Origin of the sequence: Streptomyces griseochromogenes (assembly GCF_001542625.1) — a bacterium.
In the GTDB taxonomy this organism is placed as follows: Bacteria; Actinomycetota; Actinomycetes; order Streptomycetales; family Streptomycetaceae; genus Streptomyces; species Streptomyces griseochromogenes.
In genome coordinates this window covers 2139462-2157673 of the sequence record NZ_CP016279.1, presented here as the reverse complement: position 1 = coordinate 2157673, position 18212 = coordinate 2139462, and the positions used below count along the sequence as shown (strand labels likewise).

Annotated in this window: 6 protein-coding genes, 1 tRNA gene and 2 rRNA genes; 1 reads left to right on the top strand and 8 read right to left on the bottom strand. The window is 66.9% G+C overall.

Annotated elements, in window-relative coordinates:
- Positions 1-41 precede the first annotated feature (41 nt).
- The 4 genes from AVL59_RS09815 to AVL59_RS09800 form a co-directional block, all read right to left on the bottom strand.
- Positions 42-884, bottom strand: a complete 843-nt coding sequence (locus AVL59_RS09815; RefSeq protein WP_067301653.1) for a helix-turn-helix domain-containing protein — start codon at positions 882-884, stop codon at positions 42-44.
- 279 nt (positions 885-1163) lie between these two features.
- Positions 1164-3887 carry a DNA translocase FtsK gene (locus AVL59_RS09810; protein ID WP_208870340.1) on the bottom strand — a complete coding sequence of 908 codons (2724 nt, stop codon included), beginning with the start codon at positions 3885-3887 and terminating at the stop codon, positions 1164-1166.
- Between the two features lie 124 nt (positions 3888-4011).
- A complete protein-coding gene (locus AVL59_RS09805; protein ID WP_067301648.1) occupies positions 4012-4692 on the bottom strand; it encodes a response regulator in 681 nt (226 codons plus the stop codon).
- Between the two features lie 274 nt (positions 4693-4966).
- On the bottom strand, positions 4967-10411 hold the full coding sequence (locus AVL59_RS09800) for a HAMP domain-containing protein (RefSeq protein WP_099053035.1): 5445 nt from the start codon (positions 10409-10411) through the stop codon (positions 4967-4969).
- Positions 10412-10822: 411 nt separating this feature from the next.
- Here AVL59_RS09800 and AVL59_RS09795 point away from each other — a divergent pair, with 411 nt between their 5' ends.
- Positions 10823-13579: a SpoIIE family protein phosphatase gene (locus tag AVL59_RS09795; RefSeq protein WP_067301643.1), complete on the top strand. Its 2757-nt coding sequence runs from the start codon at positions 10823-10825 to the stop codon at positions 13577-13579.
- Between the two features lie 70 nt (positions 13580-13649).
- Here AVL59_RS09795 and AVL59_RS09790 read toward each other — a convergent pair.
- The 4 genes from AVL59_RS09790 to AVL59_RS09775 form a co-directional block, all read right to left on the bottom strand.
- Positions 13650-13725: transfer RNA gene (locus tag AVL59_RS09790), tRNA-Thr, on the bottom strand.
- 84 nt (positions 13726-13809) lie between these two features.
- The gene (locus AVL59_RS09785; RefSeq protein ID WP_067301640.1) at positions 13810-14472 is read right to left on the bottom strand and encodes a DegT/DnrJ/EryC1/StrS family aminotransferase; all 663 of its coding nucleotides are present in this window, start codon (positions 14470-14472) and stop codon (positions 13810-13812) included.
- A gap of 115 nt (positions 14473-14587) precedes the next feature.
- Positions 14588-14704, bottom strand: a 5S ribosomal RNA gene (gene rrf, locus AVL59_RS09780).
- 86 nt (positions 14705-14790) lie between these two features.
- Positions 14791-17910 (bottom strand): 23S ribosomal RNA (locus tag AVL59_RS09775).
- Positions 17911-18212 lie beyond the last annotated feature (302 nt).

Sequence of the window (18212 nt, the reverse complement as noted above, 5' to 3'; positions counted from 1 at the left end):
ATCTTGGCCAACCCCTTCACATCAGCTCCCCCAAGGGCGGCTCATCCGGCCTCGGGGTCACCCTTCGTGTACGTGAGGCGCTCCACCGCGCCCTTCTGGAAGTTGTCCTCGATCTTCTTGCCGTTGACGTACAGCTGGATCGCGCCGGCGTCGCCGAGGATCAGGTTGATCTTGGAGCTGTCCTGGAAGGTCTTGGACTCGCCCTTCTTCAGCAGTCCGTCGAAGAGCATCCGGCCGTTGTGGTCCTTGGCGGAGATCCAACTGCGTCCGTTGGCGGCGCTGACCTTGACGGTCACCTTGTCCTGCGGGGCGGCCGCGATGGCACTGTCGGACGCCTCGGACGTCGGAGCGGCGGGCTTGTCCTTCTTCGGCGTGGCAGGGGCGGACTTGCTGGGGGTGGCGGTGGCGCCCTCGGCGATCTGCGACTTGGCGTCGTTCCCGCTGTCGCCGCCCTTGACCGCGGTGAACCCGACGAATCCGATGACGACGACGATCGCGGCGACCATGGCCGCGGTCCAGTTGGGCCCGCGGCGCTCGGGACGGATGCGTTCCGCTTCGAACAGGGGCGCGGCGGGGGTGGGCGCGGGCCGCCCGCCGTGCTCGGCCCCGTACTGCTCGATCAGCGGCGCGGGGTCGAGGTGTACAGCCCTGGCCAGCGTGCGGATGTGTCCGCGGGCGTACACATCACCGCCGCAGACGGCGTAGTCGTCCGCCTCGATGGCGTGCACGATGGCGATACGGACACGAGTGGCGCTGCTGACGTCGTCGACGGTGAGCCCGGCCGCGATCCGCGCCTGCTTCAGGGCGCGGCCCACGGAGGGACGGGCTTCCTCGGACACGTCTTGGGACGGACGCTCGTCTTCAGGGGAGTTGCCGATGGACACGGGGGCGCCTTTCGAGCGTTTAAGCCACCTGTGCTGGAGGTTCAGTCTAGGGGGGTGCGAAAGGGTGGTGCGACTGGGCGGTAGGACTTTGTACGCCATCGGAATGACCGGACAATCCGATGGTGGGACAGACATGTACCCCAGGATGGGATCCTTATCTGTCCTCTCGCTCAACTTGACGTACGGCAAAGGGAAACGGTTGCCCGCAGCTCTCTAACGGGTGGATCACGGCCGTGCCGCCACCCGGCGTAAGCACGACACGCCGGGCAACTCGCAGCCCTACCCGCCAGACTCCCCGCGGATCAGCGCGAGTACGCCGTCCAGCTCGTCAGGTTTCACAAGAACGTCACGCGCCTTCGAACCCTCGCTGGGCCCGACGATGTTCCGCGACTCCATGAGGTCCATGAGCCGCCCGGCCTTGGCGAAGCCGACGCGCAGCTTGCGCTGGAGCATGGACGTCGACCCGAACTGCGTGGAGACCACCAGTTCGGCCGCCTGGCACAGCAGATCGAGGTCGTCGCCGATGTCCTCGTCGATCTCCTTCTTCTGCTTGCTGCCCACCGTGACGTCGTCTCGGAAGACGGGCGTCATCTGCTCCTTGCAGTGCCGGACGATCGTCGCGACCTCCTCCTCGGTCACGAACGCGCCCTGCATGCGGGTCGGTTTGTTGGCCCCCATCGGCAGGAACAGACCGTCGCCCTTGCCGATCAGCTTCTCGGCGCCGGGCTGGTCGAGGATGACCCGGGAGTCGGCGAGCGAGGAGGTGGCGAAGGCCAGCCGGGAGGGCACGTTGGCCTTGATGAGGCCGGTGACCACGTCGACCGACGGGCGTTGGGTGGCCAGCACCAGGTGGATGCCGGCCGCGCGCGCGAGCTGGGTGATGCGCACGATCGCGTCCTCGACGTCGCGCGGGGCGACCATCATGAGGTCGGCCAGCTCGTCCACGATCACCAGCAGGTACGGATACGGCTGGAGTTCCCGCTCGCTGCCCTCCGGCAGCTTCACCTTGCCCTCGCGGATGGCCTGGTTGAAGTCGTCGATGTGCCGGTATCCGAAGGCGGCCAGGTCGTCGTAGCGCAGGTCCATCTCGCGTACGACCCACTGGAGCGCCTCGGCGGCCCGCTTGGGGTTGGTGATGATCGGCGTGATCAGGTGCGGGATGCCCTCGTAGGCGGTCAGCTCGACGCGCTTGGGGTCGACCAGGACCATCCGCACGTCTTCGGGGGTCGCGCGGACCATGACCGACGTGATCAGGCAGTTGATGCACGACGACTTACCGGAACCGGTGGCTCCGGCGACGAGGATGTGCGGCATCTTCGCGAGGTTGGCCGTGACGTAGCCGCCCTCGACGTCCTTGCCGAGCGCCACCAGCATGGGATGGGCGTCCTCGGAGGCGTCCGCGAGGCGCAGCACGTCGCCGAGGTTGACCATCTCCCGGTCGGTGTTCGGGATCTCGATGCCCACCGCGGACTTGCCGGGGATGGGGCTGATGATCCGGACGTCGGGGCTGGCGACGGCGTACGCGATGTTCTTGGTCAGCGCGGTGATCCGCTCGACCTTCACGGCCGGGCCGAGCGTGACCTCGTAGCGGGTGACCGTCGGTCCGCGCGTGAAGCCCGTGACGTCGGCGTCCACCTTGAACTCGCCGAAGACGTTGCGCAGGGAGTCGACGACCGCGTCGTTGGCCGCGCTGCGCGCCTTTCCGGGGCCGCCGCGGGCGAGGAGGTCCAGCGACGGCAGCGCATAGGTGATGTCTCCGGACAGCTGGAGCTGCTCCGCGCGCGCGGGCAGGTCGCGGGGCGCGTCCGGCGCGGCCTTCGTGAGGTCGGGGACGTTCTCGACCTTCAGCTTCTCCTGCTGGGGACGGGCGGCCGGAACCGGCGACGGCGTGGGTACCGGCGTGGTCTCCTCGCGGTCGCCCACGCTCACGCCCTGGGTGAGGTCGGCGACGAGCGGGGACGGCGGCATGCCGTGCAGGACGGCACCGTCGAGCGCGGCCGCGGCGGCCGCCGCGACGTCCACGGCGTCCATCTGCCGCTGCAGATCCGGCTGTGGCACCGCGGAGCGCCTGGGGCGGCCGCGGCGCTGCGAGAGGGCCTCCTCCTCGGCGTCCCCGGGGTCGTACGCCGGGGAGGCGCTCCGGCGCTTGCGGGGGCGCGGGGGCAGTGCCTCGCGCCACTGCTCGTCGTAGCGCTCGTCGTCCTCGGTGCGTTCCTCCGCCTCGCGATCGTGCACCACGCCCAGGCGCACACCGAGCGCGCGCAGCCGCTGCGGAATCGCGTTGACCGGGGTCGCGGTCACCACGAGCAGGCCGAAGATCGTCAGCAGCACCAGCATCGGCACGGCGAGCGCCTCGGTCATGGCACGCGTCAGCGGGGTCGCCGCCGACCAGCCGATGAGGCCGCCGGCGTCCCTGATGCCCTGCATGCCGTCGCTGCGGGCGGGTGAGCCGCAGGCGATGTGGACCTGCCCGAGCACGCCGATGACGAGCGCGGACAGGCCGATCACGATCCGGCCGTTGGCATCCGGCTTCTCCGGGTGCCGGATGAACCGTACGGCGATCACCGCGAGCAGTATCGGCACCAGCAGGTCGAGCCGTCCGAAGGCGCCGGTGACCAGGATCTCCACCAGGTCGCCGACGGGGCCGCGCAGATCGGCCCAGGTGCCGGCGGCCACGATCAGCGCGATGGCGAACAGCAGCAGCGCGATGCCGTCCTTGCGGTGGGCCGGGTCGAGGTTCTTGGCGCCCCGCCCTATGCCCCGGAAGACGGCACCGACCGCGTGCGCGAGACCGAGCCAGAGTGCGCGCACCAACCGGTAGACGCCCCCGGTGGGGTTGGGTGCCGGCTTGGGCGGCGGGGCGGCCTTCTTCGCCGGGGCCTTCTTGGCGGGCGCCTTCTTGGCCGGCTTCTTCTTCGCGACCGCCTTCCCCGCCGCAGCCTTCGCCGGAGCGGCCGCCTTCTTCGCGGGCTGCTTCTTGGCGGCGGAGGGACGTGAGGCCATGGAGGTGAGGTTACCGGGGGAGACGACAGCGGACACGCGTGCCCACTGCTTCACCCGTACGTGTCGCCCCCGCCGGGGCGGGGAACTGACGCACGCTCATGGGCAACTGCGCTCCCCGCGGACGTCAGTTCTGCGACGGCACCGATGCGCTGCCGGTGCCCGCGCCCGGCTCCAGGGCGTCGAGCGCACGGCGCAACCCGGTGAGTTTGCGCTCGAGATGGGCGGCCGTGGCCACCGCGGCCGCGTCCGCCGACTCGTCGTCCAGCTGCTTGGACAGCGCCTCGGCCTGCTCCTCCACGGCCGCGAGCCGCGCGGACAGCTCGGCGAGCAGCCCGGCGGACTCCTTGCCGCCGACCGTGCCCTTGCCGCCGCCCTCCAACTGGAGTCGCAGCAGCGCCGCCTGCTCCCGCAGCTGGCAGTTCTTCATGTACAGCTCGACGAACACGGAGACCTTGGCGCGCAGCACCCACGGGTCGAACGGCTTGGAGATGTAGTCGACCGCACCCGCCGCGTAGCCCCGGAATGTGTGGTGGGGGCCGTGATTGATCGCGGTGAGGAAGATGATCGGGATGTCCCGGGTCCGCTCACGCCGCTTGATGTGCGCGGCGGTCTCGAATCCGTCCATGCCCGGCATCTGGACATCCAGCAGAATGACCGCGAAATCGTCCGTGAGCAGTGCCTTGAGCGCTTCCTCCCCGGACGATGCCCGCACCAGCGTCTGATCGAGCGCAGAGAGGATGGCCTCCAGCGCCAGCAGATTCTCCGGCCGGTCATCGACCAGGAGGATCTTGGCCTTCTGCACCATGGCCCGCCCTCCTCGCCCCGGCGGTACACCGGGCGCCGCCCCAGGGGACGACTCCCTTTCGCCGCCCGTCCTTGTGCCGGTCATCGTAGCCGCACCCCGCCTGTCGCCACACCCTGTCACCGCGATGTCACTGTGCACGTAAGGGAAACGGCGCAGGAGACGGGAAGGTTCCCGGAATTCGGGATTCCCACACCTGCTCGGTCTCCTCGGTACAACAACTCCAAGCGCACACCCGAGGTTCCCGTGCCGTTCACATCGCGCCCCGGCCCTCGCGTCACTCCTCACGCATCCACTGCCGCATGACCGCCAGCAGATGGTCGGGGTCGACCGGCTTCGTCACATAGTCGGAGGCGCCCGACTCGATCGCCTTCTCCCGGTCGCCCTTCATCGCCTTCGCGGTCAGCGCGATGATCGGCAACCCGGCGAACTGCGGCATCCGACGGATCGCCGTGGTCGTCGCATACCCGTCCATCTCGGGCATCATGATGTCCATCAGCACGACCGCCACGTCGTCGTGCTGCTCCAGCACCTCGATGCCCTCGCGGCCGTTCTCGGCGTACAGCACCGACAGGCCGTGCTGTTCCAGGACGCTGGTGAGCGCGAACACATTGCGGATGTCGTCGTCGACGATCAGCACCTTCTCGCCGCCGAACCGCACCGGGCGGGCCTGCTGAGGGCCGCTCTCCTGCTCCGCGAGGGTCGTCCACTGCTCGGGCGGCGGCAGGCTGCGGCGGCGACGCCTGAAGAGCGCGGCCGCGCCGTTCTGCGTCTCCTGGTACGACTTGACCTCGGCCGGCGTCACGATCTCCACGGCGGACAGCTCCGAGGACAGGTGGGCCTCGGAGGCGACCAGATCGACGGCCTCCAGGGGGGCCACGGACTGCTGGTAGCCCTGCGGCGGGAGCTCGCTCGGGTGCAGCGGCAGGTACAGCGTGAACGTGGAGCCGCGGCCCGGTTCGCTCTGCGCGTGGATCTCACCGCCGAGCAGCTGCGCGATCTCCCGCGAGATCGACAGGCCGAGGCCGGTGCCGCCGTACTTGCGGCTGGTCGTGCCGTCCGCCTGCTTGAACGCTTCGAAGATCACCCGCATCTTGCTCGCCGCGATGCCGATGCCGGTGTCGGTCACCGAGAACGCGATCAGGTCGGCGTGCGGATCGGTGAGCGCGCCGGCCTCCAGCAGCTGCTCCCGGATCTTCTGCGGAACATCCGCGCCGGCGGGCCGGATCACCAGCTCCACGGACCCCGAGTCGGTGAACTTCACCGCGTTGGACAGCAGGTTCCGCAGCACCTGCAGCAGCCGCTGCTCGTCGGTGTGCAGGGTCGCGGGCAGCTCCGGGGAGACCCGCACGGACAGATCCAGGCCCTTCTCCGCGGTCAGCGGCCGGAAGGTCGCCTCCACGTAGTCCACGAGCTGGACGAGCGCGATGCGCGTCGGGGAGACGTCCATCTTGCCCGCCTCGACCTTCGACAGGTCGAGGATGTCGTTGATCAGCTGGAGCAGGTCGGATCCCGCGCCGTGGATGGTCTCGGCGAACTCGACCTGCTTCGGGGAGAGGTTGCCCTCGGCGTTGTCGGCGAGCAGCTTGGCCAGGATCAGCAGGGAGTTGAGCGGCGTGCGCAGCTCGTGCGACATGTTGGCGAGGAACTCGCTCTTGTAGCGCATCGACACCGCGAGCTGCTCGGCACGCTCTTCCAGGACCTGCCGGGCCTCCTCGATCTCGGTGTTCTTCACCTCGATGTCGCGGTTCTGCCGGGCCAGCAGCTCGGCCTTCTCCTCCAGTTCGGCGTTGGAGGCCTGCAGCGCCTTCTGCCGGTTCTCCAACTCGGCCGACCGTTCGCGCAGTTGCTCGGTCAGCTCCTGCGACTGCTTCAGCAGCTGCTCGGTCTTGGTGTTGACCGAGATGGTGTTGACGCTGGTCGCGATCATCTCGGCGATCTGGTTGAGGAAGTCCTTCTGGATCTGCGTGAACGGCGTGAAGGACGCCAGCTCGATCACCCCGAGCACCTTGCCCTCGAAGAGCACCGGCAGCACGATCACCTGCGCCGGCGGGGCCTCGCCCAGCCCGGAGGAGATCTTCAGATAGCCGCTGGGCGCGTTCTCCACCAGGATCGTGCGCTTCTCCTGGGCGGCCGTGCCGATCAGCGCCTCACCGGGCCGGAACGACGTCGGCATGGACCCCATCGAGTAGCCGTACGAGCCGAGCATGTGCAGTTCGTACTGGTCCTCGGCGGCGCCGCCGAGGTCCTGGCCCTCCATGAGGGGCATCGCCACGAAGAACGCGCCGTGCTGCGCGGAGACCACCGGCGTCAGCTCGCTCATGATCAGCGAGGCGACGTCCTCCAGGTCCCGGCGGCCCTGCATCAGCGCGGAGATCCGGGCGAGGTTGCCCTTGAGCCAGTCCTGCTCCTTGTTGGCGATCGTGGTGTCGCGCAGGTTGGCGATCATCTTGTTGATGTAGTCCTGCAGTTCCTGGATCTCGCCGGACGCGTCGACGTCGATCTTCAGGTTCAGGTCGCCGCGGGTCACCGCGGTCGCCACGCGCGCGATGGCGCGCACCTGCCGGGTCAGGTTCCCGGCCATCTCGTTCACCGACTCGGTCAGGTCCCGCCAGGTGCCGTCGACGTCCCGCACGCGTGCCTGGCCGCCGAGTTGTCCCTCGGTGCCCACCTCGCGGGCGACCCGGGTGACCTCCTCGGCGAAGCTGGACAGCTGGTCAACCATCGTGTTGATCGTCGTCTTCAGCTCAAGGATCTCACCCCGGGCGTCAATGTCGATCTTCTTCGTCAAGTCGCCCTTGGCGATGGCCGTGGTCACCATGGCGATGTTGCGCACCTGGCCGGTCAGGTTGGACGCCATCTGGTTCACGGACTCGGTGAGGTCCTTCCAGGTGCCAGCCACACCGGGTACGTGCGCCTGGCCGCCCAGGATGCCGTCCGTGCCCACCTCACGGGCCACCTTGGTGACCTGGTCGGCGAACGAACTCAGCGTCTTGACCATGGTGTTGATGGTGTCGGCGAGCTGCGCGACCTCGCCGCGCGCCTCGATGGTCACCTGCCGCGTCAGGTCACCGTTGGCGACCGCCGCCGCCACCTGGGAGATGTTCCGCACCTGCATGGTCAGGTTGTTGGCCATCAGGTTGACGTTGTTGCTCAGGTCCTTCCAGATGCCCGTGACACCCGGTACGTGCGCCTGGCCGCCCAGGATGCCCTCGGTGCCCACCTCACGGGCCACCCGGGTCACCTGCTCGGCGAAGCTGGACAGCTGATCGACCATGGTGTTGACCGTCGTGACGAGCTCGAGGATCTCGCCCTTCGCGTCAACGGTGATCTTCTTGGACAGGTCGCCCTTGGCGACCGCGGTCGTGACCTCGGCGATGTTGCGGACCTGGATGGTCAGGTTGTTCGCCATGAAGTTCACGGACTGCGTGAGGTCCTTCCAGGTGCCGGAGACGCCCTGGACCTCGGCCTGGCCGCCCAGCATGCCCTCGGTGCCCACCTCACGGGCCACCCGGGTGACCTCCTGGGCGAAGGACGACAGCTGGTCGACCATCGTGTTGAGGGTGTTCTTCAGCTCCAGGATCTCCCCGCGCGCGTCCACGGTGATCTTCTGGGAGAGGTCACCGCGGGCCACGGCGGTGGCCACCTGGGCGATGTTGCGCACCTGCGCGGTGAGGTTGCCGGCCATGCCGTTCACGGAGTCGGTGAGATCCCGCCACACACCGGCCACGCCCGGCACCTGCGCCTGACCGCCGAGGCGGCCCTCCGTACCCACGTCCCGGGCCACCCGGGTCACCTGGTCGGCGAAGGCCGAGAGCTGGTCGACCATCGTGTTGATGGTGTTCTTGAGCTCCAGGATCTCCCCGCGCGCGTCGACGTCGATCTTCTGCGAGAGATCACCGCGCGCGACGGCCGTCGTCACCTGAGCGATCTGCCGCACCTGGGAGGTGAGGTTGCCGGCCATGAAGTTGACGGAGTCCGTCAACTCCTTCCATGTGCCCGACACCCCGTCCACGCGGGCCTGGCCGCCCAGGCGGCCCTCCGTACCCACGTCCCGGGCCATCCGCGTGACCTGGTCGGCGAAGCTCGACAGCTGGTCCACCATCGTGTTCACGGTGTTCTTCAGCTGGAGCATCTCACCGGAGACGTCGACGGTGACCTTCTGGGAGAGGTCGCCGTTCGCCACCGCCGTGGTCACCTGGGCGATGTTGCGCACCTGACCGGTCAGGTTGCGGAACGCGGTGTTGACGGAGTCCGTCAGGTCCTTCCAGGTACCGGCCGCTCCCGTCACCTCCGCCTGGCCGCCCAGCTCGCCCTCGACGCCGATCTCCCGCGCGACCCGGGTCACCTCGGCGCCGAACGCCGACAGCTGGTCCACCATGCCGTTGACGGTGTTCTTCAGCTCCAGCATCTCGCCGGCCACGTCCACGGTGACCTTCTGCGACAGGTCACCACTGGCCACGGCGGTCGTCACCGCGGCGATGTCCCGCACCTGCGTGGTGAGGTTCCGGAACACCGTGTTGACGGAGTCGGTGAGGTCCTTCCAGGTCCCGGCGACACCGGGCACGGTCGCCTGACCGCCCAGCCTGCCTTCGGCACCGACCTCGTTGGCCACACGCGTGACCTCGTCCGCGAAGATCCGCAGCGTCTCGGTCATCTGGTTGATCGTGTCGGCCAGCTGCGCCACCTCGCCACGCGCCGGCACCGTCACCTTCTGCGAGAGGTCACCGTTGGCCACGGCCGTGGTGACCTGGGCGATGCCCCGCACCTGAGCCGTCAGATTTCCGGCCATCAGATTCACGGAGTCGGTGAGTTCCTTCCAGGTGCCGTCCACACCCGGAACGTGCGCCTGTCCGCCGAGGATGCCGTCGGTGCCGACCTCGCGCGCGACCCGCGTCACCTCCGAGGAGAACGCCGAGAGCTGGTCCACCATCGTGTTGACGGTGTTCTTCAGTTCGAGCATCTCACCGGCGACATGCACGGTGACCTTCCGTGACAGGTCACCCTTGGCCACGGCGGTGGTCACCAGCGCGATGTCCCGCACCTGAGCCGTCAGCCGGGAAGCCATCGTGTTGACGGAGTCCGTCAAGTCCTTCCACGAACCCGAGAGCCCCCGCACCCGGGCCTGCCCGCCGAGCTTGCCCTCGGTGCCGACCTCGCTGGCCACGCGCGTGACCTCGTCGGTGAACGTCGAGAGCTGGTCGACCAGATTGTTGACGGTACGGCCCACTTTCAGGAACTCGCCCCGCAGCGGGTGCCCGGTGCCGTCCGGCGCCTGCGTTCGCAAATCCATCCGCGGCGACAGATCACCCTCGGCCACCGCCGTCAGCACCCGGCTGACCTCGGAAACGGGCCATACGAGATCGTCGACCAGCGCGTTGGAGTTGTCGATGGCGGCCGCCCAGGAGCCCTCGCAGGCGCCCGCCTCCAGCCGTTCCGTGAGTTTTCCCTCACGCCCCACCATGCGCCGCACCCGTGACAGTTCACCGGTCAGATGCAGATTGCGGTCGGCCACTTCATTGAAAACCGCCGCGATCTCGGACATCACGCCGTCGCCGGAAACCGTGAGCCGCTTGCGGAAGTTGCCGTCGCGCATCGCCACGAGGGCCGCCAACAGCCGGTCCAGGGCAGCCGTGTCCACGGCGGTGGTCCCGCTCCTGCCGCGGGACGGTCCGCCCTTCGCGCGCGTCTTCGTGCCCCGCGTCGCTGCGCCAGACTCCACTGTGTCCCTCCCGAAGGGGTAGACCGCTACTGCCGTGCCCTGCCGCGTCACCCCGGCGCGCCGGCCCTCCGGCCCACCGATTGCATCCGCGTACTCGTTACTGCTCGGTATTTCTGCCAGACCAGATCCGGCCACACCAGAGGCTGCTGCCCGCCGTACACGGAACACACGCAGTCTGGTCCGACCTTCATCAGAAGCTTGCCCAGTGTTTCACCCCGCCCGAACCAGGCCATAACAGTTCGGCAGCTTCGCACATCGTCCGCACACCCTGGGGGGTAAACACCGGCGACCGGCATCCGCTCGGACGGCGAAGGTAAGTAACCTTGCATCCGGCTGTCCAGCCGCACCGGCTCCGACCGGCCTGGGCGGTGGCACGAGAACGAGCGGGCATCGGAGGGGCGGCCGCAGACCATGACCACCGGACTGATCCCCGGGGGAACTCCCCCGGAGCCACGGCCGACGGGCGAGCGGATGCCGCAGCAGCGGCGCGCGCCGGTCGGCCACGCAGCCCTGCACGTCGACAACCGGCCGAGGAGTTCTGTGATCACCGCGCGCGCGGCCGCCAGCTTCGAGCCCGTCGGGCGGTCGGTGGCGACCGCCCGTTCCTTCGTCCGCGACACCCTCCAGGGCTGGGGCTTCGCCGACATCGTCGACGATGCCGTGGTCCTCACCAGCGAACTGGTGACCAACGCGGTGGTGCACGCGGGCACACACGCGGACGTCCTGTGCCTGCGCTCCGAGGACGGAGTGCGCGTCGAGGTCGCCGATCGCTACCCGGAGCGCGAGGTCCCCCTCCACAGCTCCCCCGCCACCATGGGCAGCCCCGACCGCGAGGGCGGCCGCGGCCTCCAGCTGTGCGCGGCCCTGGCCGCCCGCTGGGGCGTGGACTACACGCCCACGCACAAGAACGTCTGGTTCCATCTCGACCTTCCCGAGCGTCCGGTCGGCACTCGTGCCGCCGGCCCCGCCCTCCCCGCGGAGCTGCTCCCGCTGGCCGACGGCCGGGTCCGCGTCGCAGTTCTCCAGATCGACCGAAAAGGTTCCATCAGCGCCTGGAACGAGGACGCGGAGGAACTCTTCGGCTACCCGGCGAACGATGTCATCGGCAAACCCCTGACCGACCTGGCGGCCTGGCCGCACACCCCGGGCACCGGCACGGGCATCGCCGAGGCCCTCCAGCTCTCGCGCTGGGAGGGCAGCTACGGCGTCCGCGGCGCCGACGGCCGGGTGGCCCCGGTGTACGCCTCCCACCTCCGGGTCCGCGACACCGGCGGCGAACCCTCCACCGTCTGCCTGCTGGTCCGCGACCACGAACGCGCCGTCCTCCAGTCGCCGTCGCGCGTCCCGTCCACCGACCCGTCACCGACGTCCGACGGCCAGAACACCGACCCCTTCGAGGTGTTCATCGGCTCCCCCGCCCCGGACGATCTCGACGGCCTGCTGCAGCGCACGGTGGAGCGGGCCCGCGACATGCTCGACGGCGATTCGGCGTTCCTGCTCCTCGCGACCGACGACGAGACGGAACTGGAGGTCCGCGCCTCCACCGGCCTGCCCTCCGCCCGCCAGCGGTTCGCCCGCGTCCCCGTCGAGGCGGGCCCCGGACGCTACGGCTCCGCACGTATGCCCGCCGTCCACGACGACCTCACCGCCGTCCCCGGCGCCGTACCGCTGCTCTCCGGCACCGGGATGCGCTCGGTGGTCACGGTCCCGCTGAAGGTCGAGGGCCGCCTCACCGGCTCCCTCGGCGTCGGGGCCGAGGCCCCGGGCCGGTACTCCAACGAGGAGGCGCTGCGCCTGCAGTTCGCCGCCGACCGCATCGCCCTGGCCGTCGAATCGGCCCGCCTGGGCGAGCTGGAGCGGCTGCGCCGCGGCTCCCTCAGCTTCCTCGTCGAGGCCTCCGACCTGCTGGCCGGAACCCTGGACCGGGACCAGACCCTGGCCCTCATGGCCCAGATGACCGTCCCGACCCTGGCGACCTGGTGCGCCGTCTACACGATCGCCGACCAGGCCTCGGAGCCGTACCTGTCGTACGTCCTACACGAGGACGAGGAACTCATCGACGGCATCAAGTCGTTGTTGTCGAAGATCCCCCCGCCCGACCCGGTACCCACGCCCGGCGCCCGCGTCTGGACCACCCCCGCCGAGGTCGCCCACCAGGCGGCCCTGCGCACCTCGATGCGCAGTCTCGGCCTGGCCGGCGGCCCGACCCACCAGGTCACCGCGGGCATCGGCCCCACGCTCGCCACGGCCTCCGCGGTCGGCGGCGAGACGGTCGTCCTGCCGCTCGTCGCGCGCAACCGCGTCATCGGCATGCTGACGCTCGGCAAGCCCACCGACGAGCACTTCCGCCAGGAGATCCTCGAACTGGCCGAGGACCTCAGCCGCCGGGCCGCCCTCGCCCTGGACAACGCCCGCCTCTACTCGGAGCGCACGGCCATCAGCCAGTCCCTCCAGCGCAGCCTTCTCCCGCCCGGCCTGCCCCACATCGAGGGCGTCGAGGTGGAGGTCATCTACCGCGCGGCCGGCGAGGGCAACGAGGTCGGCGGTGACTTCTACGACCTCTTCCCCATCGGCAACGGCGCCTACGGCTTCGCCATCGGCGACGTCTGCGGTACGGGCCCCAACGCCGCGGCGGTCACCGGGCTGGCCCGGCACGCGCTGCGCCTGCTCGCCCGTGAGGGCCTGTCCGGCCCGGCGGTCCTCGAGCGCCTGAACTCCGCGATCCTCGACGAGGGCGACCGCAGCCGATTCCTGACGCTGCTGTACGGCGAGCTGCGGCCGCAGGAGGACGGCAGCGCCGAGCTGAAGGTGGTCTGCGCCGGTCACCCGCTCCCGCTGCGCCTGCGCCAGGACGGCACGGTGGTGGCATCGGCAGAACCCCAGCCGCTGCTCGGTGTCATCGAGGACCTGGAGCTGTACGAGGAGACGGTCACCCTCGACCCCGGTGACGTCCTCCTGTGCGTGACGGACGGTGTCACCGAGCGCCGCGAAGGCACCCGCATGCTGGGCGACGACGGCCTCGCCGATGTCCTCACCACCTGCACGGGCCTCACGGCGGGCGCGGTGGCGGCACGCATCATGCGCGCGGTGGAACGCTTCGCGTCCGACGCGCCGTCCGACGACATGGCGATTCTGGCGATGCGGGTCCCGGGGCTTCACAAGGACTGAGGCTCCCGGGCCCGCCCGGGCACACGGAGACACGCAAAAGGCCTCGCCCTGATGGGCGAGGCCTTTTCTGTGGAGCCCCCAAACGGAATCGAACCGTTGACCTTCTCCTTACCATGGAGACGCTCTGCCGACTGAGCTATGGGGGCCTGTCATTTCCGAGGTTTCCCTCGCGGCGACAAGAAAAGAGTACCCCGAACACGCCCGAGTTCCCAAATTCGTTCGGTGCCTGTTCAGAAGGCAGGCTGCAGCAGTCCGCCAAGGGCGTTGCAGGCGGAGACGATCCGCTGCATCTCACGCTTCGTCAGCGAAGCGTCCACGGGCAGCGCGAGGGTCTCGTCCGAGGCTCGTTCGGTCTGCGGCAACGCCACACAGCGCCGGAATTCGGGCAGCCGGTGCACGGGCGTCTTCACCGGCACCCGGCAATCAACTCCCTTGGCCCGCAGGGCTCGGGCGAAGGCGTCGCGGTCCGGCCTGCCGTTGCCCGGAACCCGCACCACGTACTGCTGGTAGGTGTGCCCGTCACCGCCGTCGGGCGTCTGTACACCCTTGAGCTTGGCGTCGAGATAGGCGGCCCGCTCCCTGCGCTGCGCCATCTCGTCGTACGGCGCCTCGGACTCGCCCTGCTCCAGCACAAACAGTTCGTGCCGCTGTCCGACCTCGTGCAACCGGGCGATGTCGGCCCGTCGTCCGAAGCGGTGGACGACAACGACGGCCGCCGTGCGGGACGTTACGGCCGCTTCCACGGCGGACACGTCGAGGCAGTAGGTCACCGGATCTATGTCCGCGAACACCGGGAGCGCACCCGTCAGGGCCACGGCCTCCGCGACCTCGACGTTACCGAAGGCCGGTACGACGACCTCGTCACCGACTCCGACGCCGGCGGCCCTGAGCATTGCAGCAGTACCCATGTGCTGGATGCTGCGGGCGCAACGTGAACGACACGTTAAGCAAAACGTAAAAAAGCCGGACCCCGAACCGAAGTTCAGGATCCGACCTTTTTAAAGAATTGTTCGGCGGCGTCCTACTCTCCCACAGGGTCCCCCCTGCAGTACCATCGGCGCTGTGAGGCTTAGCTTCCGGGTTCGGAATGTAACCGGGCGTTTCCCTCACGCTATGACCACCGAAACACTATGAAACTGTGAACGCCGCACCGCCTATTTAAGGCGGGGCTGTTCGTGGTTTCAGAACCAACACAGTGAACGCGAGCATCAATGGACAAGCCCTCGGCCTATTAGTACCAGTCAACTCCACCCGTTACCGGGCTTCCATATCTGGCCTATCAACCCAGTCGTCTACTGGGAGCCTTACCCTCTCAAGGAGGTGGGAATACTCATCTCGAAGCAGGCTTCCCGCTTAGATGCTTTCAGCGGTTATCCCTCCCGAACGTAGCCAACCAGCCATGCCCTTGGCAGAACAACTGGCACACCAGAGGTTCGTCCGTCCCGGTCCTCTCGTACTAGGGACAGCCCTTCTCAATATTCCTACGCGCACAGCGGATAGGGACCGAACTGTCTCACGACGTTCTAAACCCAGCTCGCGTACCGCTTTAATGGGCGAACAGCCCAACCCTTGGGACCGACTCCAGCCCCAGGATGCGACGAGCCGACATCGAGGTGCCAAACCATCCCGTCGATATGGACTCTTGGGGAAGATCAGCCTGTTATCCCCGGGGTACCTTTTATCCGTTGAGCGACGGCGCTTCCACAAGCCACCGCCGGATCACTAGTCCCGACTTTCGTCCCTGCTCGACCCGTCGGTCTCACAGTCAAGCTCCCTTGTGCACTTACACTCAACACCTGATTGCCAACCAGGCTGAGGGAACCTTTGGGCGCCTCCGTTACCCTTTAGGAGGCAACCGCCCCAGTTAAACTACCCATCAGACACTGTCCCTGATCCGGATCACGGACCCAGGTTAGACATCCAGCACGACCAGACTGGTATTTCAACGACGACTCCACAAACACTGGCGTGCCTGCTTCAAAGTCTCCCAGCTATCCTACACAAGCCGAACCGAACACCAATATCAAACTGTAGTAAAGGTCCCGGGGTCTTTCCGTCCTGCTGCGCGAAACGAGCATCTTTACTCGTAGTGCAATTTCACCGGGCCTATGGTTGAGACAGTCGAGAAGTCGTTACGCCATTCGTGCAGGTCGGAACTTACCCGACAAGGAATTTCGCTACCTTAGGATGGTTATAGTTACCACCGCCGTTTACTGGCGCTTAAGTTCTCAGCTTCGCCCCACCGAAATGGAGCTAACCGGTCCCCTTAACGTTCCAGCACCGGGCAGGCGTCAGTCCGTATACATCGCCTTACGGCTTCGCACGGACCTGTGTTTTTAGTAAACAGTCGCTTCTCGCTGGTCTCTGCGGCCACCCCCAGCTCGAGGAGCAAGTCCCCTCACCAGGAATGGCCCCCCTTCTCCCGAAGTTACGGGGGCATTTTGCCGAGTTCCTTAACCATAGTTCACCCGAACGCCTCGGTATTCTCTACCTGACCACCTGAGTCGGTTTAGGGTACGGGCCGCCATGAAACTCGCTAGAGGCTTTTCTCGACAGCATAGGATCATCCACTTCACCACAATCGGCTCGGCATCAGGTCTCACCCTGCATGAGTGGCGGATTTGCCTACCACTCGGGCTACACCCTTACCCCGGGACAACCACCGCCCGGGCTGGACTACCTTCCTGCGTCACCCCATCACTCACCTACTACAAGTCTGGTTCGTCGGCTCCACCACTTTCCTTTCCCCGAAGGGTCCGGAACGGCTTCACGGACTTAGCATCGCCTGATTCAATGTTTGACGCTTCACAGCGGGTACCGGAATATCAACCGGTTATCCATCGACTACGCCTGTCGGCCTCGCCTTAGGTCCCGACTTACCCTGGGCAGATCAGCTTGACCCAGGAACCCTTAGTCAATCGGCGCAAACGTTTCTCACGTTTGTATCGCTACTCATGCCTGCATTCTCACTCGTCAACCGTCCACGACTACCTTCCAGTGCCGCTTCACCCGGCAGACGACGCTCCCCTACCCATCACAGCACCCGTTGGGGCTATACGCTGCAATGACACGACTTCGGCGGTACGCTTGAGCCCCGCTACATTGTCGGCGCGGAATCACTAGACCAGTGAGCTATTACGCACTCTTTCAAGGGTGGCTGCTTCTAAGCCAACCTCCTGGTTGTCTGTGCGACTCCACATCCTTTCCCACTTAGCGTACGCTTAGGGGCCTTAGTCGATGCTCTGGGCTGTTTCCCTCTCGACCATGGAGCTTATCCCCCACAGTCTCACTGCCGCGCTCTCACTTACCGGCATTCGGAGTTTGGCTAAGGTCAGTAACCCGGTAGGGCCCATCGCCTATCCAGTGCTCTACCTCCGGCAAGAAACACACGACGCTGCACCTAAATGCATTTCGGGGAGAACCAGCTATCACGGAGTTTGATTGGCCTTTCACCCCTAACCACAGGTCATCCCCCAGGTTTTCAACCCTGGTGGGTTCGGTCCTCCACGAAGTCTTACCTCCGCTTCAACCTGCCCATGGCTAGATCACTCCGCTTCGGGTCTTGAGCGTGCTACTAAAACGCCCTATTCGGACTCGCTTTCGCTACGGCTTCCCCACCCGGGTTAACCTCGCAACACACCGCAAACTCGCAGGCTCATTCTTCAAAAGGCACGCAGTCACGAGATGCAGCAAGCTGCATCCGACGCTCCCACGGCTTGTAGGCACACGGTTTCAGGTACTATTTCACTCCCCTCCCGGGGTACTTTTCACCATTCCCTCACGGTACTATCCGCTATCGGTCACCAGGGAATATTTAGGCTTAGCGGGTGGTCCCGCCAGATTCACACGGGATTTCTCGGGCCCCGTGCTACTTGGGTGTCTCTCAAACGAGCCGCTGACGTTTCGACTACGGGGGTCTTACCCTCTACGCCGGACCTTTCGCATGTCCTTCGCCTACATCAACGGTTTCTGACTCGTCCTGTTGCCGGCAGACAACAGAAGAGAGATCCCACAACCCCGCATGCGCAACCCCTGCCGGGTCTCACACGCATACGGTTTGGCCTCATCCAGTTTCGCTCGCCACTACTCCCGGAATCACGGTTGTTTTCTCTTCCTGAGGGTACTGAGATGTTTCACTTCCCCTCGTTCCCTCCACACTGCCTATGTGTTCAGCAGCGGGTGACAGCCCATGACGACTGCCGGGTTTCCCCATTCGGAAACCCCCGGATCAAAGCCTGGTTGACGACTCCCCGGGGACTATCGTGGCCTCCCACGTCCTTCATCGGTTCCTGGTGCCAAGGCATCCACCGTGCGCCCTTAAAAACTTGGCCACAGATGCTCGCGTTCACTGTGCAGTTCTCAAACAACGACCAGCCACCCATCACCCCGAACCAATCAGGTCCGAGTTCACTGGGGCCGGCGACTGAGGAAAAATCCATTCCCTCAGACACCCAACAGCGTGCCCGACACCCTCGCCTCTTCCCTCATCCGTTCCACGCCGAAGCAGTACTAGGAGGAGAAGCAATCCGAGAAGCGCCGAATAATCAACGTTCCACCCATGAGCAACCAGCACCGGACATTCGCCGATGTACTGGCCTCTGACCGAGCGAACCCGGTAAGAAGTGCTCCTTAG